Below are 19,505 nucleotides of genomic sequence, written 5' to 3' on the forward strand. Positions count from 1 at the left end.
AAAAGCATCGCGAGCAAGCTCGCTCCCACAAGGGATCTCATGTGTGACGAAGATCCAGTGTGGGAGCGAACTTGCTCGCGATGACGCCCGAATGGGCAACCAAGATCTACTTGGAAAGAAACCGCATCCCTTCCTCCAACCCCTGCAAGGTCAGCGGATACATCCGTTCTTCCACCAATTCCCGCACGATATTGGTCGAGGCGGTATAACCCCAGGTGTCCTTGGGGTAAGGATTGATCCAGATGAGCTTCTTGTACTTCTCCATGAAGCGCTGCATCCAGACGTAACCGGCTTCTTCGTTCCAATGTTCGACGCTGCCGCCGGCCTGGGTGATTTCATAAGGCGCCATGGCCGCGTCACCGATGAAGATCACTTTGTAGTCGGCACCGTACTTGTGCAGCAGGTCCAGGGTCGAAGTGCGCTCCGAGGTGCGGCGCAGGTTGTTCTTCCATACCGACTCGTACACGAAGTTGTGGAAGTAGAAATACTCCAGGTGCTTGAACTCGGTCTTGCAGGCCGAGAACAATTCTTCGCAGATTTTCACGTGGGCATCCATTGAACCGCCGATGTCGAACAGCAGCAACAGCTTCACGGTGTTGCGTCGCTCCGGGCGCATCTGGATGTTCAACAGGCCGGCGTCCCGGGCGGTGTGGTCGATGGTACCGTCGATGTCCAGTTCTTCGGCCGCGCCCTGGCGGGCGAACTTGCGCAGGCGGCGCAGGGCGATCTTGATGTTACGGGTGCCCAGTTCCACCTGGTCGTCGAGGTTCTTGTATTCGCGCTGGTCCCAGACCTTCACCGCTTTGCCCTGGCGCTTGCCGGCGTCGCCGACGCGGATGCCTTCGGGGTTGAAACCACCGGAACCGAACGGGCTGGTGCCACCAGTGCCGATCCACTTGTTGCCGCCGGCATGGCGTTCCTTCTGTTCTTCCAGGCGCTTCTTGAATTCTTCGATCAACTTGTCCAGTCCACCCAGGGACTGGATCTGCGCCCGCTCTTCGTCGCTCAGCGAGCGCTCGAATTCCTTGCGCAACCAGTCTTCGGGAATCAATGCCTGGAGATGATCGTCGAGTTTTTCCAGGCCATTGAAGTAAGCGGCGAACGCCCGGTCGAACTTGTCGAAATGCCGTTCGTCCTTCACCAGGATCGCCCGGGCCAGGTAATAGAACTCGTCCATGTCGGCGAAGATCACCCGCTGTTTCAGGGCGTTGATCAGGTCCAGCAGTTCACGCACCGACACGGGCACCTTGGCGGCGCGCATTTCATTGAACAGGTTAAGCAGCATGGCAATCGCCCTCGCTCTTGTTAAACGAAGAGGATCAGCGAGTGCCGCGACGGCTCATGAACGCCAGGCGCTCAAGCAATTGCACGTCCTGTTCGTTCTTGACCAGGGCGCCGGCCAGGGGCGGGATGGCCTTGGTCGGATCCCGCTCGCGCAGCACCGCTTCGCCAATGTTGTCGGCCATCAGCAGCTTGAGCCAGTCCACCAGTTCGGAGGTGGAAGGCTTTTTCTTCAGGCCCGGTACCTTACGCACGTCGAAGAACACGTCCAGCGCTTCGCTGACCAGGTCTTTCTTGATATCCGGGTAATGCACATCGACGATTTTCTGCAGGGTGACACGGTCGGGGAAGGCGATGTAGTGGAAGAAGCAGCGGCGCAGGAACGCGTCCGGCAGCTCTTTTTCGTTGTTGGAGGTAATGATGATGATCGGCCGCTGCTTGGCCTTGATGGTTTCGTCGGTCTCGTAGACGTAGAACTCCATCTTGTCGAGTTCTTGCAGCAGGTCATTGGGGAACTCGATGTCGGCCTTGTCGATCTCGTCGATCAACAGGATGACCCGCTCCTCGGACTCGAACGCTTCCCAGAGCTTGCCTTTCTTCAGGTAGTTGCGCACGTCGTGGACCTTGTCCACGCCCAACTGCGAGTCCCGCAGGCGGCTGACCGCGTCGTACTCGTACAGGCCCTGGTGAGCCTTGGTGGTGGACTTGATGTGCCAGGTAATCAGGCGCGCGCCGAAGGACTCAGCCAGTTGTTCGGCCAGCATGGTCTTGCCGGTGCCCGGTTCACCCTTGACCAGCAATGGTCGCTCCAGGGTGATGGCGGCGTTCACGGCCAGCTTCAAGTCATCGGTGGCCACGTAGGCGCTGGTGCCTTCGAACTTCATTCTGCAATTCCTCGAACGGTGTCGCCGGCCTGACGAGGCGGGGCGCGGGAAATAAATGTCGTGCCCGACTATAACGCGACGCCCCGCCGACTGTGAACGCAGACGCTGTATTCAGTCTCTGAATGGAGCGTCACATGTTGACTCGGTCTCGGCGCATTTCTAAGAGGCACGCTCCACTCCCTCGCCACAAATAAGCCGCAAACACCTTAGTCGGTCGAAGGCGGCGGTTGTTCGTAGCGAGCATTGAAGGCCTGGACGAAACCGTTGCGCAGGATTTGCAGGAAGGCTTCGAAGGCGCTGATGTCCTGCTGGTGAACATTTCCGCTGAGTTCCACCCGGGTGGCGAACTGGTTCTTGCGTTGGTTCTTGAGGGCGGTTTCGCCTGTGCCGACCAGCGCTTCCCAGACTGAACGGAAGATGTTTTTGTTCTTGTTTTCCACGTCCTGCTGCCAGTCGAACACATCGACATCGCGCAGCAATGGCTTGATGTAGCCGCTGAGCTTGGCGTTGTCGGCTTCAGCTTCGATCACCAGGTCGCCATGGCCAGCATTGAAATCGAATTTGCCATAGGCGGCGGCGAAGTCGTTCAGACGCTTGAGTTCGATGTTCTTGGCCCGAAGGCGGAAGTCGAAATCCTCGAAGTTGCTCAACGGGTCGAAGGTGGCCTGCATCTCCAGGGGCGCGTGTTCGGCCACCAGGGCCTTGCCCTCGAAACGGGCATCGCGCTTGCCTTTGGTGTCGACCACGTTGGTCAGGTTATAGAAGCTGGCGTTGACGTCGGTGGCCCGCAGATTGACCGGCGGCTTGGAGTTGAAATTGCGAAAGGTGACCTTGCCATCCCTGATCCGCACTTCGTTGAGGGTGATGGGCAGCAATTTGCTCAGTTGTTCGCGCCAGTTGGTGCCCCGGCCGGTCTGGGAGTCTTGCCGGTTGGCCCCACCGTCGACAAAGTTCACTTCGGGACGGGCGAACTCGACCTCGGCCACCACCGCATGGTCGTACCACAGCGAATGCCAACTCACCGACAGGTCGATCAACGGCGCATCGACGAACGGCACCGGGACCTTGCCGTCGACCTTGACGATTTTCAGGCCATTGATCCGGTAGGCCCCGCGCCAGAGCGCCAGGTCTACATCGAGAACCTGGCCGCGGTAGTCGCCCATGTCGGCCAGTTTGTCGTTCAGGTAGTTGCGCACCAGATAGGGCAGGGTGAAATGCAGGGCCACGAGTACCACAACGATGGCGGCGAGAGTCCACAGTGGCCAGCTGTATCGACGCTTCATGTCAGTCAGTCTCCAGCGGTGTTAAATCCATTGACTGTCGTAACAACTGGAACGTTCGGTGCAACTGGACGCCCATGGGCAACAGGCATACCTTTAAGCGCTAAATTCCCGCTGCATTAAGGACCCAGCCATGAGCCGTATATTCGCTGACAACGCTCACTCCATCGGCAATACGCCACTGGTGCAGATCAACCGCATCGCCCCACGCGGCGTGACCATCCTGGCCAAGATCGAAGGGCGTAACCCAGGGTATTCGGTCAAGTGCCGGATCGGCGCGAACATGATCTGGGACGCTGAGAGCTCGGGCAAGCTCAAGCCCGGCATGACCATCGTCGAGCCGACCTCGGGCAATACGGGTATCGGCCTGGCGTTTGTCGCTGCCGCCCGTGGCTACAAGCTGATGCTGACCATGCCGGCGTCCATGAGCATCGAACGGCGCAAGGTGCTCAAGGCCCTGGGGGCGGAGCTGGTGCTCACTGAACCGGCCAAGGGGATGAAAGGGGCCATCGAGAAAGCTGCCGAGATCCTGGCCAGCGACCCTTCCAAGTACTTCATGCCGCAGCAGTTCGACAACCCGGCGAATCCGGCGATCCACGAAAAGACCACCGGCCCGGAAATCTGGAACGACACCGATGGCGCGGTCGATGTGCTGGTGGCCGGCGTCGGCACTGGCGGAACCATCACCGGGGTGTCGCGGTATATCAAGAACACCTGTGGCAAACCGATCCTGTCGGTGGCGGTGGAGCCTGAGGTTTCGCCGGTGATTACCCAGGCCATGGCAGGGCAGGAGATCAAGCCCAGCCCGCATAAGATCCAGGGGATCGGCGCTGGATTTGTGCCGAAGAACCTTGATCTGTCGATCGTCGATCAGGTTGAGCGAGTCACTGACGAAGAGTCCAAGGCCATGGCCCTGCGCTTGATGCAGGAAGAGGGCATCCTCTGTGGAATCTCTTGTGGCGCGGCGATGGCCGTGGCCGTACGCCTGGCGGAAAAGCCGGAAATGCAGGGCAAGACCATCGTGGTGATCCTGCCCGATTCGGGCGAGCGCTACCTGTCGAGCATGTTGTTCAGTGATTTGTTCACTGAGCAGGAGACGCAACAGTAACCGCATGCAGGAGGTGGCGAGGGCACTCGCCACAACGCCCCTTCGCCATTGAGGGAGGGATGGGCTGAAAGCAGGGTATTTTGATTGGTGTCAGCCACGATTCAGGTCACGCATGTTAACAAGGACATTGTTGCGTGATCCTCAACAGTGAATATTGCGCCAGGCGGTTTCTTCGCCTGGCCTCGATCTATAAAATGGCCGGCCGCTGCGCCGGGTTGATGACGTTGCGTAAGTTGTTTTTTGACAAGGAGTTGTAAATGACCGTTTCGTTTGTCGCCAAGGCCTCAGTGTTGCTGCTGTTTCTAGGCAGTACGCTTTACGTGCATTTGCGCGGCAAGGCGCGTTTGCCGGTATTGCGTCAGTTCGTTAACCACTCGGCTTTGTTCGCCCCCTATAACACCTTGATGTACCTGTTCTCCAGCGTGCCCTCCAAGCCTTACCTGGACCGCAGCAAGTTCCCGGAACTGGATGTGCTCAAGGACAATTGGCAAGTCATCCGCGACGAGGCCATGCACCTGTTCGACGAGGGGTACATCCGGGCGGCGGAAAAGAACAACGACGCCGGCTTCGGCTCGTTCTTCAAGAAAGGCTGGAAACGCTTCTACCTCAAGTGGTACGACAAAGCGCTGCCGTCTGCCGAATTGCTGTGTCCCCGCACCGTCGAGCTGGTCAACCAGATTCCCAACGTGCGGGGCGCGATGTTTGCCTTGCTGCCGGGCGGTAGCCACTTGAACCCCCATCGAGATCCGTTCGCCGGTTCCCTGCGCTATCACCTGGGGTTGTCCACGCCCAATTCCGACGACTGCCGGATCTTTGTCGATGGTCAGATCTACGCCTGGCGCGACGGCGAAGACGTGATGTTCGATGAAACCTATGTGCACTGGGTCAAGAATGAAACCCCGCAGACTCGCGTGATCCTGTTCTGCGACGTCGAGCGACCATTGAAAAGCCGATTGATGACTCGTCTGAACCGCGCTATCAGCGCCTTCCTCGGCCGCGCCACCGCGCCGCAGAACCTCGACGACGAGCGCGTTGGCGGCATCAACCAGGCTTACGCCTGGAGCAAGTCGTTCAGCGACGGCATCAGTGGCCGGGTCAAGCAATGGAAACGCAAGCATCCCAAGGCCTACCGGGTCATGCGGCCCGTGTTGGCGGTGGCGGTGCTAACCGCCCTAGGCTATTGGCTGTTCGTTTAGTCATTGCCTAACCCATCGAGCGCTGGTTATAGTCGGCGCTCGATGGGTTTTCCTACCCACCCTCCAAGAGATCGGCTCATGCCTGCATCCCCTGTCATCGCGGTTGTGGTTCCAGCGTTCAACGCTGGCGTCGTGCCGTGCGGGAATCAGCAGCCTGTGCAGATCGGTCAATACCCCCCACCTGTCAGTAGCCCACCGGTGTACGCCGTCGTATCACCGCCGGGTGTTGGCGTTCAAGGCTGATCGGCAACGGTTGCCGTTCCCTGTGCCCGCCTGAAAAAACTACTGGATTTCAGCTTCGGCTGAGTTGGCTTTTGCCTGACTACAGGTGGTATTCATGTTTTTCCTATCCAAAAACGCCTTATTGGCGGCGGCTTCCACGAGCCTGTTCGTTCTGCTGTGGAGCAGCGGGGCGATCTTTTCCAAATTGGGCCTGGCCCACGCTTCACCTTTTGCGTTCCTGCTGATCCGTTTTGCCATCGCGCTGTGTGCGCTGGTGCTGTTGATTCCATTGCTCAAGTTCAAGCTGCCCAAGACCGGCAAGCCGCTGCTATACGCGGCGACCACCGGGATGGTGCTGCTGGGCGCCTATCAGATTTTCTATCTGCTGGCCCTGCAAATGAACGTCACCCCAGGGGTGATGGCGACGCTGATGGGCGTGCAGCCGATCCTTACGGTGGTGCTGGTGGAGCGCCAGCGATCCTGGCAACGGCTGTTCGGCCTGACGTTGGGGTTGCTGGGATTGATCATGGTGGTCTACCAGGGGATCGGCCTGGCCGGTATGTCCCTGGTTGGAATGCTCTACGGGTTGCTGGCGCTGGTGAGCATGACGGCCGGCTCTATCATGCAAAAGCGCATCACCGATAATCCCCTGGGCACATTGCCGGTGCAGTACCTGGCCGGGTTGCTGCTGTGCGCGGCGTTCGTGCCGTTCCAATCGTTTCACTTCGAGCACAACGCCGGTTTCATCGTGCCGGTGTTGTGGATGGGCCTGGTGGTGTCGGTGCTGGCGACGTTGCTGCTGTACCGGCTGATTGCACGGGGCAACCTGGTGAATGTCACCAGCCTGTTCTATCTGGTGCCGGCGGTGACGGCGATCATGGACTACCTGGTGTTTGGCAACCGCCTGGCATTGCTGAGTTGGCTGGGAATGGGGCTGATTATTGTTGGGTTGGTGTTTGTGTTTCGTAAAAAACGCTAGCCTTTAGCTATTCGCTAACCGTACCACCGCTATCGCAAGCAAGCTCGCTCCCACAGGGTCATGCACAGCCCTTTGTGGGAGCGAGCCTGCTCGCGATGGCATTTTCAGCGGCTCCGATGGGCTATCGGGCAGGCACCTCAGCCGGCTTAGCCACCCCAGGCTTCAACACCAACCACAACGCCGCCGCGATCAACACCCCGCCATACAAATGGGCCATTCCCAGCGGCTCATCCAGTAGCAACGCCCCCCATAGCACGCCGAACGGCGGGATCAGGAACGTTACGGTCATGGATTTGACCGGGCCGATGGAGGTGATCAGCCGGAAATAAAGGATATACGCCAGCGCGGTACACCCCAGGCCCAGCCCCAGCAGGGACAGCCAGACGCTCCAGCCTCCCCAACTGGCCGGTGGCTGGCTGATGACGCTGTAGCCAAACAGCGGCAGCAAAAATACCGTGGCGCCAAACATGCTGCCCAGGGTCGAAAGACGGCTGTCCAGCCCACCTTGCTGATCGAGCCAGCGACGGGTGAGGAAGCCGGCGAAGCCATAGCACGTGGTGGCGAGCAGGCAGGCGAGGGCGCCCATCAGCAGTTGCAGGTCGAAGGCCACCGGGCCGGCGCGGGTCAGGATGCCGACGCCGAACAGCCCAAGAAACACACCGCAGACCTTGGCGGTGGTGAGTTTTTCGCTGAAGAACAGCCCGCCGATCAACACGCCCATCAACGGCGTGGTGGCGTTGAAGATCGCCGAGTAACCGGCTGGCAGTACTTGGGCCGCCAGCGAGTAAAACGTCGCCGGGATGCCCGAGTTGATCAGGCCCAGCCCCATCACCACTTTCAATTTGCCGCGAAAATTCCAGTCGACGCGCATCAGCGCCAGGATCACCAGCAGCCCGACGAAGGCGATGGATACGCGAAAGAATGCGGTGGGGATCGTGCCAATGACGGGGGCGATAATGCGCATGAACAGAAAACTTGCCCCCCAGATGGCGGCCAGTGACAGCAAACGCAGAATATCGACGAGGTTCACAAGTCATTCCTTCCGTGGTTGGGCGGCAAGTGTCGCCGTCCTGAATACCGATGGCAATGGTTGCGTTGCCGCGCGATTGGCCTCTAAGCTCAGGCGCCTATAACAAGTATGACCCGCCGAGGTTTACCTATGCCGCAACCATGGCCCGCCACCGATATCGCCCGGTCGATCCTCGAAGGTTTCGACGATTATCGAGAGCATTTCCGGCAGATCACCGATGGCGCCCGCGCCCGGTTCGAGCAGGCCCGGTGGCAAGAGGCGCAAGCGGCTTCGGCGGCGCGGATCAATTTATATGAAGAAAAAGTCTTCGAAACCGTGGCCCATTTGCGCGAAGCCTTCGACGCCGAGTCGTTGATGGATGTCAGTTGCTGGCCGTTGGTCAAAAGCGCCTACATCAGCCTGATCGACCTGCGTTTTGACGATGAACTGTCGGAGACCTGGTACAACTCGATCTTCTGCGGGCTGTTCAGTCATGACCTGATCAGTGATGGCACGATGTTCATCCACACCACCCGCCCCAGCCTGCGTCGCGCCCGTGCGGCCCAGACCCGGACCTACAAACCCCAGGGGCAACTGGACCGGATGCTGGCGAACGTGTTCGCCGATTACCGCTTCAGCGAGGATTACGCCGACTTGCCAGGCGACCTGAAGCGCCTCGAAGCTCAACTGCGGGAAAACCTGCCGGACTGGGTCTGCAAGGACCCGGAGCTGACGGTGGAGTTGTTTTCTTCAGTGCTCTATCGCAACAAGGGCGCCTACCTGGTGGGCCGGATCTACACCCGCGACGAGCAATGGCCACTGGTGATCCCGCTGCTGCACCGCGAAGGCCGGGGCATCCAGATCGATGCGCTGATCACCGATGAGGCGCAGGTATCGATCATCTTTTCGTTCACCCGCTCCTACTTCATGGTGGACGTGCCGGTGCCGGCGGAATTCATCGGCTTTCTCAAGCGTATCTTGCCCGGCAAGCACATCGCCGAGCTGTACACCTCCATCGGTTTCTACAAGCACGGCAAGTCCGAGTTCTACCGGGCGTTGATCAATCATCTGGCGAACACCGATGACCAGTTCATCATGGCCCCGGGTGTGCGTGGCATGGTCATGAGCGTATTCACACTGCCGGGTTTCAACACCGTATTCAAGATCATCAAGGACCGTTTCTCGCCGTCGAAAAACGTCGACCGCGCCACGGTGATCGAAAAATACCGCCTGGTGAAAAGTGTCGACCGGGTTGGGCGCATGGCCGATACCCAGGAGTTCGCCGATTTCCGCTTTCCCCTGAGCAAGTTCGAACCGGCGTGTCTGGAGGAACTGCTGGAAGTGGCGCCTTCCACGGTGTCGGTGGAAGGCGATACGGTGTTGATTCGCCACTGCTGGACCGAACGCCGCATGACGCCGCTGAATCTCTACCTGGAAAACGCCAACGACGCCCAGGTGCGCGAGGCCCTGGAAGACTATGGCCTGGCCATCAAGCAACTGGCGGCCGCCAATATCTTCCCCGGCGACATGCTGCTCAAGAACTTCGGTGTGACCCGTCACGGCCGCGTGGTGTTCTACGACTACGATGAAATCTGTTTCCTGACCGAAGCCAACTTCCGCCACATCCCCGAGCCCCGCACCCCGGAAGACGAAATGGCCTCCGAGCCCTGGTATTCCATCGGGCCGCTGGACGTATTCCCCGAAGAATTCCCGCCGTTCCTGTTCGCTGACGCCGGGCAGCGCAAGCTGTTCGACCAGTTGCATGGCGAGCTGTACAACGCCGATTACTGGAAAGGCCTGCAGGAGGCGATCCGGGCGGGGAAGGTGATCGATGTGTTTCCGTATCGGCGCAAAGACCTGGACAGTGAATAACCAGCGATCCTGAATCCTGCGAAAACTCTGTGGGAGCGAGCTTGCTCGCGATAACGGCGTGTCAGTCAACATCAACGCTGGCTGATCCACCGCTATCGCGAGCAAGCTCGCTCCCACAGGGTATGGCGGTGGGCAGGTCGCCATGTGTCGGCGCAGAGGCCGCAAATCTGCGACAATCGGCCCCCTGCACAAACCGACGACCCTTGCGTACCTGATGACTGACCAAGCCCCCGCTATCGACAAGCTGCTGAAAAACCTCGACCACGCCATGCTCGCCGACCGTCACCGGTTGCGGCGCCAGTTGCTCGAGCTGCGCAAGAAACCCGATGAGGCCAAGCTGGCCCAGTGGGTGACGCGCATGCAGGCGTCGTGCGATCAGGTGCTGGCGCGCAAGGCGAGCCTGCCGGTGATCCGCTATGACGACAATTTGCCGATTGCCGCCAAGCGCGACGAAATCAAGGACGCGTTGCTCAAGCATCAGGTGCTGATCATCGCCGGCGAAACCGGCTCGGGTAAAACCACGCAGTTGCCGAAGATCTGCCTGGAAATCGGCCGGGGCCAACATGGCTTGATCGGCCACACCCAGCCACGCCGGATCGCCGCTCGCAGCGTCGCGAGTCGGGTGGCCGAGGAACTGGCCACTCCGTTGGGGGCGCTGGTGGGTTATCAGGTGCGCTTTGAGGACCAGAGCGACGCCAACACCCTGATCAAGTTGATGACCGACGGCATCCTGCTGGCCGAGACCCAGAACGACCGCTACCTCGAGCGCTACGACACGATCATTGTCGACGAAGCCCACGAACGCAGCCTGAACATCGACTTCCTGCTCGGCTACCTCAAGACCCTGCTGCCGCGCCGCCCGGACCTCAAGGTCATCATCACCTCGGCGACCATCGACCTGGAGCGCTTCTCCAAGCACTTCGATGACGCGCCGATCGTGGAAGTCTCGGGCCGTACCTTCCCGGTGGAAACCTGGTATCGCCCGTTGACCCTGGAGCAGGACGAAGAAGGCAACCGTGTCGAGGACGACCTGACCGTCGACCAGGCGATCCTCGCCACCCTCGATGAAATCGCCGCCTATGAGCGCAGCGAGCGCCGCAGCCCTGGCGATGTGCTGGTGTTCTTGCCGGGCGAGCGGGAGATTCGCGACGCAGCCGAAATGCTGCGCAAGGCCCAGCTCAAGCACACCGAAATTCTGCCGCTGTACGCGCGCCTGTCGCCGGCTGAACAACAGCGCATCTTCCAGTCCCACCCAGGCCGTCGCGTGGTCCTGGCGACCAACGTCGCCGAGACCTCGCTGACCGTGCCGGGCATCCGCTACGTGATCGACAGCGGCACCGCGCGCATCAGCCGCTACAGCTATCGCGCCAAGGTCCAGCGGCTGCCCATCGAAGCCATTTCCCAAGCCAGCGCCAACCAGCGCAAGGGCCGCTGCGGGCGGGTCGAGCCGGGGATCTGTGTGCGGCTGTACAGCGAAGAGGACTTCCTCGGCCGGCCGGAATTCACCGACCCGGAGATCCTGCGCACCAACCTGGCGGCGGTGATTTTGCAGATGCTGCATCTGCGCCTGGGTGAGATCACCGATTTCCCGTTCATCGAGCCGCCGGACGGCAAGGCCATCAGCGACGGTTTCAACCTGCTGCAAGAGTTGTCGGCGGTTGACCGCAACAGCCAATTGACCCCGCTCGGTCGGCAATTGGCGCGCCTGCCGGTGGACCCGCGCATGGGCCGCATGCTGCTGGAAGCGGCGAAACTGGGCAGCCTGCAGGAAGTGTTGATTGTTGCCAGCGCCATGTCGATCCAGGATCCGCGCGAGCGTCCGCCGGAGCGCCAACAAGCGGCCGACCAGGCTCACGCCCAATGGAAGGATGTGGACTCGGATTTCGCCGGGCTGGTCAACCTGTGGCGTGGTTTCGAAGAGCAGCGCCAGGCCCTGACCGCCAGTCCGCTGCGCAACTGGTGCCGCAAGAATTTCCTCAATTACCTGCGCCTGCGCGAGTGGCGCGATTCCCACCGCCAGTTGAGCCTGATCTGCCGCGACATGCAGTTGAGCCTCAATAAAGAACCGGCCGATTACCCGAAACTGCACAAAGCGGTGCTTTCGGGGTTGTTGAGCCAGATCGGCCAGAAAACCGAAGACGGCGATTACCTCGGCGCCCGCCAGCGGCGGTTCTGGGTCCATCCGTCGTCGGGCCTGGGCAAGAAGCGTCCGCAGTGGCTGATGACCGCCGAGCTGGTGGAAACCACCAAGCTCTACGCGCGCATGGTGGCCAAGATCGAACCGGACTGGATCGAGCCGCTGGCCGGGCACCTGATCAAGAAAAATCACTTCGAACCCCATTGGGAGAAGAAGCGCGGGCAAGTGGTGGCGTATGAGCAGATCACCCTGTTCGGGCTGATCGTCGTCGGTCGCCGGCCGGTGCATTACGGGCCAGTGGACCCGGTGGTATCGCGGGAACTGTTCATCCGCGAGGCGCTGGTGCGTGGTGAGATCCAGTCCAAGGCCAAGTGCCTGAGTGCCAATACCAAACTGCTGGAGCAGCTCGACGAACTGGAAGCCAAGGCCCGCCGTCGCGACATCCTGGCGGACGAAGAAACCCTGTTCGCCTTCTACGATGCGCGCCTGCCGGCCGAGATCCACCAGACCGCGACCTTCGACAGTTGGTACCGGATCAACAGCCAGAAAGACCCGCAGTTGCTGATCATGCGTGAAGAAGACGTGCTGGCGCGCGAGGCCAGTGAAGTCACTGCTGCGTACTATCCGGACACGTTGCGCGTTGGCGACCTGACCTTGCCGCTGAGCTATCACTTCGAGCCCAACCATCCCCGCGATGGCGTGACCCTGCGAGTGCCGGCGCCGTTGCTGCCGATGCTGCCGCCGGAGCGCCTGGAATGGTTGGTGCCGGGAATGATCGAGGCCAAATGCATCGCCCTGGTGCGCAACCTGCCCAAGGCCCTGCGCAAGAATTTCGTGCCAGTGCCGGACTTCGTCAAGGCCGCGCTGCAACGCATCACCTTCGCCGAGGGTTCATTGCCGCAATCCCTGGGCCGTGAACTGTTGCGCATGACCGGCGCGCGGGTCAGCGACGAAGCCTGGGCGGAAGCGGCGCAACAGGTGGAAAGCCACCTGCGCATGAACCTGGAAATTGTCGATGGCCAGGGCAAATTCCTCGGCGAAGGCCGCGACCTGGCCGAGCTGACGGCGCGCTTTGCCGAAGCCAGCCAGGCGGCATTGGCCGTGCCGCAAACGGCAAAAAGCCAGGCGCCGGTGGAGGCAAAAATTTTCGCGCCGGTGGCAGAGAAAACCCAACAGAAGATCGCCGGGCTGTCGATGACGGTGTACCCGGCGCTGGTGGAAGAGGGTGGCGTGGTCAAGGAGGGGCGTTTCCCGACTCCGGCCGAAGCCGAGTTCCAGCATCGCCGCGCCTTGCAGCGTTTGTTGATGCAGCAGTTGGCCGAGTCGGCCAAGTTCCTGCGCGGCAAGCTGCCCGGCCTGACGGAGTTGGGCCTGTTGTACCGCGACTTGGGCCGCATCGACAGCCTGGTGGAAGACATCCTGCTGGTCAGCCTCGACAGTTGCGTGCTGGAAGGCGAAGCGAGCCTGCCCCGTGATGGCGCCGCGCTGGCTTCGCTGGCCGAGCGCAAGCGCGGTGGCTGGGCCGAGCACGCCGAGCGCCTGGCGAAGCTGACCCTGGACATTCTCAAGCTCTGGCACGGCCTGCAAAAACGCTTCAAGGGCAAGATCGACCTGGCCCAGGCCGTGGCGCTGAACGATATCAAGCAGCAGCTCAGCCACCTGGTGTACCCGGGCTTCGTCCGCGAAACCCCGCATCAATGGCTCAAGGAACTGCCGCGCTACCTCAAGGCCATCGAGCAACGTTTCGAGAAGCTGGGTAGCCAGGTGCAGAAAGACCGGGTCTGGAGCGGTGAGTTGTCGAACCTCTGGGCCCAATACCAGACCCGAGCCAGCAAACACCTCCAGGAAGGCAAGCGCGACCCGCAACTGGAGTTGTACCGCTGGTGGCTGGAGGAATACCGGGTTTCGCTGTTCGCCCAGCAACTGGGGACCAAGGTGCCGATTTCCGATAAGCGCTTGAGTAAGCAGTGGGGGCAGGTGGAGGGTTGATGCCACAAACCAGATGAACACTACTAACCCCTGTGGGAGCGAGCCTGCTCGCGATAGCGTTGTGTCAGTCGACATAAATACTGAGTAATCCACCGCTATCGCGAGCAGGCTCGCTCCCACTGGGTTAGTTGGTGTAGCTCACTGAGAATGGGCCAAACGCCAGCGTTTGTGGCAAACTTCGCGGCTATAAATGCCGGTCCCGTGGTTTTTGAGCTTCACTGCCCCGGGCGGATCGGAATAAAGCACTGCCAGGTCTGCTTCCCCTGGATGGGAAAAGACCCTTTGTGTATTGGTACGTCGGTGCCAATGCTTTCTGCCTGAACAGATCAGAGACACGACCATGCATAACGTCATCATCAGTGGCACCGGCCTGTACACCCCGGCCAACAGCATCTCCAACGAAGAGCTGGTGCAATCCTTCAATACCTATGTCGCCCAGTTCAACGCTGACAACGCCGAGGCCATCGAGCGCGGTGAAGTCGAGGCGTTGACCGAATCCAACGCGGCGTTCATCGAAAAGGCCTCGGGCATCAAGAGCCGCTTTGTCATGGACAAGGAAGGTATCCTCGATCCGCAACGCATGACGCCACGTCTGCCTGAGCGCTCCAATGACGAGTGGTCGGTGCTGTGTGAAATGGCGGTCGGCGCGGCAAAACAGGCGCTAGAGCGCGCCGGTCGCACCGCGGCCGACATCGATGGCGTGATCGTCGCCTGCTCCAACCTGCAGCGCGCGTACCCGGCCATCGCCATCGAAGTCCAGGAAGCCCTGGGGATCGAAGGTTTTGGTTTCGACATGAACGTGGCCTGCTCCTCGGCGACGTTCGGCATCCAGGCCGCGGCCAACAGCGTGCAGTTGGGCCAGGCCCGGGCGATTTTGATGGTCAACCCGGAGGTGTGCACCGGCCACCTGAACTTCCGCGACCGCGACAGCCACTTCATCTTCGGCGACGCGGCCACCGCCGTGATCATCGAGCGAGCGGACCTGGCGACCTCGCCGTACCAGTTCGACGTGGTCAGCACCAAGCTGCTGACCAAGTTCTCCAACAACATCCGCAACAACTTCGGCTTCCTCAACCGTGCGGCAGAAGAGGGCGTCGGCGGCCGCGACAAGCTGTTCGTCCAGGAAGGCCGCAAAGTGTTCCGCGACGTCTGCCCGATGGTCGCCGAGCTGATCGGTACCCATTTGGAAGAGAACCAACTGAATGTCGGCGACGTGAAGCGCTTCTGGCTGCACCAGGCCAACCTGAGCATGAATCACCTGATCGTGCGCAAATTGTTGGGACGCGAAGCCACCGAACAGGAAGCGCCAGTGATCCTCGACCGCTACGCCAACACCAGTTCCGCTGGATCGGTGATTGCATTCCACACCTACCAGGATGACCTGCCCAGCGGCTCGGTTGCCGTGCTCAGCTCGTTTGGCGCCGGCTATTCGATTGGTAGCGTGATTTTGCGTAAGCATTGATTGTTGCGGTGACAAAGGGATTTATTGTGGCGAGGGGATTTATCCCCTCGCTACAACAGCGATCCATCCAGCAATAGGGCGTTGAATGACGGTCACCGATGATACCCAATTGCTCCCACGCCTCCTGGCCGGTGAGCAGCAGGCCTACAAGGAACTGGTCAGCGCCTACCAGGGCCCGATGCGCGCGGTGGCCTACGCCATCGTCGGCGGTCGCCATGCCGATGAAGTGGTGCAGGACGCGTGGCTGTCGGTGGTGCGCAATCTCAGCGGTTTCCAGGGGCGTTCCAGCCTCAAGACCTGGCTGCTGACCATCACTGCCAATGCCGCCAAGGGCCGCTACAAGCAGAACCGCCGGGAAGTGCTGCTGGACGATCTGCCATCGCCCCACGGCACCCTGGGCGATGATCGTTTCGCTGCCGATGGTCATTGGCTGCTGGCGCCGTTCGCCTGGCACCAGGACACCCCGGAGGCGTTGCTCACGATGAGCGAGTTGCGCGATTGCCTCGAACACACCTTGCTCAGCCTGTCGGAACTGCAAGGCAGTGTGTTGACCCTGCGTGAACGCCAGGGGCTGGAACTGGAAGAAATCTGTAATCTTCTGGGCATCTCGCTCTCCAACGTACGCGTGCTATTGCATCGCGCCCGGCTGAAGGTCTTTGCGACCGTTGAACATTTCGAGGAAACCGGCGAATGCTGACCTGCAAGGAACAAGTGGCGCGCTCCAGCGATTATCTCGACGGCCAGTTAAGCTTTCGTGAACGCCTGATGGTGCGGCATCACCTGCTGTTCTGCCCCAACTGCCGGCGTTTTATCCGCCAGATGCGCCTGATGCAGGCGACCCTCAGAAAATTGCCGCAACCACCGATTCCAGACCTGGATCACCTCGCCGAAAAACTTGCCGCCGAGCGTCGCAAAGACATCCGCTAAACCTCAATCCATCACCCACCCTCTGTGGGAGCGAGCTTGCTCGCGATAGCGACGGATCAGCCAGCGTAGTGTTGACTGACCCGCCGCTATCGCGAGCAGGCTCGCTCCCACAGGGTTTTATGTTTGTGCTGGTTATTTCTATTCGAAGTAAAAAGTTCCGTTGTCATAAAATCTTTATCTGACAGCAACTGCGCTGACACAACCCATCGCCAAGATCCCCTCCCAACACCAGCGGGCCCAGTTCCGCGTGTTTTCTAACGCATAGACTACCAACAGGGGAATTCTTCGATGATTCGTAAGCACTTCGCAGGTGTTGCCGCCAGCGCACTGGCCATGGCAGTAACCGCCCAGGCTTTCGCCGGTACCGTCACCACCGACGGCGCCGATATCGTGGTCAAGACCAAGGGCGGCCTCGAGGTCGCTACCACTGACAAAGAGTTCAGCTTCAAGCTCGGCGGTCGTTTGCAGGCTGACTACAGCCAGTTCGACGGTATCTACACCGACAATGGCGACAAGGCTGACGCCGCTTACATTCGCCGCGCCTTCCTGGAACTGTCCGGCGTGCTGTACACGGATTGGGCCTACACCATCAACTACGACATGTCCCACAACAGTGGCGACTCCGATAACGGCTACTTCGACGAAGCGTCCCTGGCCTACAACGGCTTCAAGCCGGTTTCGATCAAGGTCGGTCGTTTTGACCCCGACTTCGGCCTGGAAAAAGCCACCAGCTCCAAGTGGGTGACCGCGCCTGAGCGTAACGCCGCTTACGACTTGATCGACTGGGCCAACAGCCATCAGAACGGCCTGGGCCTGCAAGCCTCCAGCACCTTCGCCGATTCGTTCTACGCCTCGGCCGGTGTGTTCAGCAAGGACACCGACGACACCGACGGCAACAGCGTCAAGCAAGTCAACGGTCGTTTCGTCTTCGCACCGATGCACGACGCTGGCAACGTGCTGCACTTTGGTTTGAACGTGGCCTCGCGTGACGTTTCGGATACCGCATTCGACGCACGTTATCGCTCCCGCCTGGGCATGCGTGGCGTTGAAACCCTGGGTGGTAACGACGCCGGCCCTAACGGCAACCGTCCGGTACTGGGCGGCGCCAACAACTCGCCAGCCGGTTCCTACGACCGTGATACCGCTCTGGGCCTGGAAGCCGCTTTCGCCATGGGCCCGGCTTCGGTCCAGGGTGAATACATCACCCGCAAGACCAAGGCTGATGCCGATGGTTTCGAAGACATCAAAGGCCACGGCTTCTACGTCCAGGGCGCCTACACCCTCACGGGTGAGTCCCGTGGTTATAAAGTCGGCAAGTTTGATGCGATCAAGCCCCAGAACAAATCCATCGGCGCGTGGGAAGTGTTCTATCGCTTCGACAGCATGACCGTCGAAGACGACAACATCACCACTGCCTCCGCCACCCGCGACGTCGGCGATGCCGAGGCCAAGGTGCACAACCTGGGCGTGAACTGGTACGCCAACGAAGCGGTGAAAATCACTGCCGCTTACGTCAAGGCCAAGACCGACAACGTCACCAACGCCAACGGCGATGACGACGGCAAAGGTGTGGTTGTGCGTGCCCAGTACGTGTTCTAAATCGCACTGACTTGATACACCGCTCTGACTTCATCCGTTAAAGCGCTCCTTTGAACCCCGCCTCTGGCGGGGTTTTTTTTAGCCTGTTCGGGCTCGTTTGCCACGTTTCCCTGGACCACTGGATGGGGAGCCACCTGTCAACCTTGACAGTTTCGCGGCATTTGAAAAAAGCGCTTACTTTGTCCAGTCGAAAAACGACGGGCAGCGTCTGGGAATTCGGCAGTACTCGCTGTGCTTGTCGAAACGAAGCGCCATGAGCGGCCGATGGCAGCCAACGGTGAAGATGGAGAGCAACATGGCTGGTCAAGATAAAAAAGGGCAACGTACGTCCAATGAATCCTCGCCCGATGCCAATGCATCGTCCGGCGAACCGGCTTTCAGATTCCACTATGACGCGCTGGACACGTTGACTGGACGCAGTACTTCGAGCGGTAAAGAACATCGGTTCTACCGCAACGATGAGCTAGCGAACGAGATCCAGGGAGGCGTCAGCCGTACCTTCCTGAGGGCAGAGGGCACCGTACTCGCCGAACAGCAGGTCGGCGGTGAGCAAACGCCTCTGTTGCTGGCGGGGGATGAAAAGAACAGCGTGCTGGCTGAGGTCAGCCAGGATGCTGTCAAGGCAATCGCGTATTCAGCATACGGTCATCGCACGGCTGACGCAGCGGTGAGCAGCCTTTTTGGTTACAACGGTGAGCGGCGTGAGACACAAACCGGTTGGTACTTGCTGGGCAACGGTTATCGAGTCTTTAATCCGCTGTTGATGAGGTTTCACAGTCCAGACAGCTTGAGCCCTTTTGGTGAAGGGGGCTTGAATGCGTATATGTATTGTGTGGGGGATCCGATAAATAGTGTGGATCCGACGGGGCATGTATTTTTGTTGGGAGGGCTTTGGCGAGGGCTTAGATCTTTTATCGGGGGCGGTCCAAAATTTACTACTGATTCTTCATTTAGTGAAACTGTACCCAAAAGTTTTCTTAGGAATCCACACAAGAACAGGCCGGCGACTGTGCATACTGTTACATCCAAGCATCTTACGCTAGCCCAAAAAAAAGCAACTTATTTGGGGTGGAAAGCTAAGTCTTATGAGGCGCACGTTGATACGATAACAAATAGTCCTGGTCCAGCTAAACCAGAGCTGTTAGCGGCTGCGATGGATGTTCACGATGCCTACGTCGGTGCTGCAGCGCAAGCCTACGTAGATTACAAATCCGCTGTCGAAATTGTAGGAACGAAAGGCATTACTAGCCAAAGTATTAAGGATCTCGAAAAATATGAAGTGTTGCATGCGTTAAAGTTGGCTGAATTAAAGATGAAAAAAAAGATTAGGTTTAAAGATTGGGAAGTAATTCAAGAGGCGGAAAAGCTTCGAAAAGGCCGCGAACAAGGAGAGCAAAGAAGTTATTTAGGGTTCGATAATATGACTTTCTATCAATGATTCGGGATCATGATAAGCGGTATCGTAGCTATCCAGCTTCGGATCGATGATCAGTAGGACCATCAAAAAAATCACTTCTCGTCCCACCCGGCCTAGATCGGCGATACTCGCCCCATCCGCCG

The 19,505-nt window shown here is 59.6% G+C and carries 14 protein-coding genes; 10 read left to right on the forward strand and 4 right to left on the reverse strand.

The genetic code is table 11. The features are described 5' to 3' along the window. Positions 1–106 precede the first annotated feature (106 nt). The 3 genes from SGN16_RS07415 to SGN16_RS07425 form a co-directional block, all read right to left on the reverse strand. Positions 107–1,285, reverse strand: a complete 1,179-nt coding sequence (locus SGN16_RS07415) for a VWA domain-containing protein (protein ID WP_210643339.1) — start codon at positions 1,283–1,285, stop codon at positions 107–109. Between the two features lie 34 nt (positions 1,286–1,319). Then, entirely contained in the window at positions 1,320–2,165 is an 846-nt protein-coding gene (locus tag SGN16_RS07420) for a MoxR family ATPase (RefSeq protein WP_003184225.1), read from the reverse strand. Positions 2,166–2,371: 206 nt separating this feature from the next. Then, entirely contained in the window at positions 2,372–3,448 is a 1,077-nt protein-coding gene (locus SGN16_RS07425) for a DUF748 domain-containing protein (RefSeq protein ID WP_210643340.1), read from the reverse strand. A 130-nt stretch (positions 3,449–3,578) separates the two neighbouring features. Between SGN16_RS07425 and cysK the strand changes: the two genes are divergently transcribed. From cysK to SGN16_RS07440, 3 genes are all read left to right on the forward strand, one after another. Beyond that, positions 3,579–4,553 carry a cysteine synthase A gene (gene cysK, locus SGN16_RS07430; protein WP_210643341.1) on the forward strand — a complete coding sequence of 325 codons (975 nt, stop codon included), beginning with the start codon at positions 3,579–3,581 and terminating at the stop codon, positions 4,551–4,553. 257 nt (positions 4,554–4,810) lie between these two features. Next, positions 4,811–5,749: an aspartyl/asparaginyl beta-hydroxylase domain-containing protein gene (locus tag SGN16_RS07435; RefSeq protein WP_210643342.1), complete on the forward strand. Its 939-nt coding sequence runs from the start codon at positions 4,811–4,813 to the stop codon at positions 5,747–5,749. Between the two features lie 337 nt (positions 5,750–6,086). Beyond that, entirely contained in the window at positions 6,087–6,950 is an 864-nt protein-coding gene (locus SGN16_RS07440) for a DMT family transporter (protein WP_335943624.1), read from the forward strand. Between the two features lie 121 nt (positions 6,951–7,071). Here the strand turns inward: SGN16_RS07440 and SGN16_RS07445 are convergent, their stop codons facing one another. Continuing rightward, entirely contained in the window at positions 7,072–7,980 is a 909-nt protein-coding gene (locus SGN16_RS07445; protein WP_210643344.1) for a DMT family transporter, read from the reverse strand. Positions 7,981–8,109: 129 nt separating this feature from the next. Between SGN16_RS07445 and aceK the strand changes: the two genes are divergently transcribed. The 7 genes from aceK to SGN16_RS07480 all read left to right on the forward strand — a co-directional run bounded on the left by aceK (position 8,110) and on the right by SGN16_RS07480 (position 19,383). Beyond that, positions 8,110–9,831: a bifunctional isocitrate dehydrogenase kinase/phosphatase gene (gene aceK / locus SGN16_RS07450; RefSeq protein WP_210643345.1), complete on the forward strand. Its 1,722-nt coding sequence runs from the start codon at positions 8,110–8,112 to the stop codon at positions 9,829–9,831. 214 nt (positions 9,832–10,045) lie between these two features. Then, positions 10,046–13,957: an ATP-dependent RNA helicase HrpA gene (gene hrpA, locus SGN16_RS07455; protein ID WP_210643346.1), complete on the forward strand. Its 3,912-nt coding sequence runs from the start codon at positions 10,046–10,048 to the stop codon at positions 13,955–13,957. Between the two features lie 340 nt (positions 13,958–14,297). Then, on the forward strand, positions 14,298–15,419 hold the full coding sequence (locus SGN16_RS07460) for a beta-ketoacyl-ACP synthase III (RefSeq protein WP_335943625.1): 1,122 nt from the start codon (positions 14,298–14,300) through the stop codon (positions 15,417–15,419). Positions 15,420–15,504: 85 nt separating this feature from the next. Then, positions 15,505–16,116 carry an RNA polymerase sigma factor gene (locus tag SGN16_RS07465; protein WP_210643348.1) on the forward strand — a complete coding sequence of 204 codons (612 nt, stop codon included), beginning with the start codon at positions 15,505–15,507 and terminating at the stop codon, positions 16,114–16,116. Then, entirely contained in the window at positions 16,110–16,346 is a 237-nt protein-coding gene (locus SGN16_RS07470; protein WP_210643349.1) for a zf-HC2 domain-containing protein, read from the forward strand. The genes SGN16_RS07465 and SGN16_RS07470 overlap by 7 nt, the downstream gene beginning before the upstream one ends. A gap of 288 nt (positions 16,347–16,634) precedes the next feature. After that, positions 16,635–17,945 carry a porin gene (locus SGN16_RS07475; protein ID WP_210643350.1) on the forward strand — a complete coding sequence of 437 codons (1,311 nt, stop codon included), beginning with the start codon at positions 16,635–16,637 and terminating at the stop codon, positions 17,943–17,945. A 295-nt stretch (positions 17,946–18,240) separates the two neighbouring features. Continuing rightward, on the forward strand, positions 18,241–19,383 hold the full coding sequence (locus tag SGN16_RS07480) for an RHS repeat-associated core domain-containing protein (RefSeq protein ID WP_335943626.1): 1,143 nt from the start codon (positions 18,241–18,243) through the stop codon (positions 19,381–19,383). The last annotated feature ends 122 nt before the right edge of the window (positions 19,384–19,505 follow it).

The sequence above is a fragment of the Pseudomonas sp. G166 genome (genome assembly GCF_037027455.2).
Classification (GTDB): Bacteria; Pseudomonadota; Gammaproteobacteria; order Pseudomonadales; family Pseudomonadaceae; genus Aquipseudomonas.

Excerpts from the sequence above, each read along its gene's own strand:
- SGN16_RS07415 (WP_210643339.1), bottom strand. The coding sequence starts at position 1,285 with ATGCTGCTTAACCTGTTCAATGAAATGCGCGCCGCCAAGGTGCCCGTG.
- SGN16_RS07420 (WP_003184225.1), bottom strand. The coding sequence starts at position 2,165 with ATGAAGTTCGAAGGCACCAGCGCCTACGTGGCCACCGATGACTTGAAG.
- SGN16_RS07425 (WP_210643340.1), bottom strand. The coding sequence starts at position 3,448 with ATGAAGCGTCGATACAGCTGGCCACTGTGGACTCTCGCCGCCATCGTT.
- cysK (WP_210643341.1), top strand. The coding sequence starts at position 3,579 with ATGAGCCGTATATTCGCTGACAACGCTCACTCCATCGGCAATACGCCA.
- SGN16_RS07435 (WP_210643342.1), top strand. The coding sequence starts at position 4,811 with ATGACCGTTTCGTTTGTCGCCAAGGCCTCAGTGTTGCTGCTGTTTCTA.
- SGN16_RS07440 (WP_335943624.1), top strand. The coding sequence starts at position 6,087 with ATGTTTTTCCTATCCAAAAACGCCTTATTGGCGGCGGCTTCCACGAGC.
- aceK (WP_210643345.1), top strand. The coding sequence starts at position 8,110 with ATGCCGCAACCATGGCCCGCCACCGATATCGCCCGGTCGATCCTCGAA.
- hrpA (WP_210643346.1), top strand. The coding sequence starts at position 10,046 with ATGACTGACCAAGCCCCCGCTATCGACAAGCTGCTGAAAAACCTCGAC.
- SGN16_RS07460 (WP_335943625.1), top strand. The coding sequence starts at position 14,298 with ATGCATAACGTCATCATCAGTGGCACCGGCCTGTACACCCCGGCCAAC.
- SGN16_RS07465 (WP_210643348.1), top strand. The coding sequence starts at position 15,505 with ATGACGGTCACCGATGATACCCAATTGCTCCCACGCCTCCTGGCCGGT.
- SGN16_RS07470 (WP_210643349.1), top strand. The coding sequence starts at position 16,110 with ATGCTGACCTGCAAGGAACAAGTGGCGCGCTCCAGCGATTATCTCGAC.
- SGN16_RS07475 (WP_210643350.1), top strand. The coding sequence starts at position 16,635 with ATGATTCGTAAGCACTTCGCAGGTGTTGCCGCCAGCGCACTGGCCATG.
- SGN16_RS07480 (WP_335943626.1), top strand. The coding sequence starts at position 18,241 with ATGGCTGGTCAAGATAAAAAAGGGCAACGTACGTCCAATGAATCCTCG.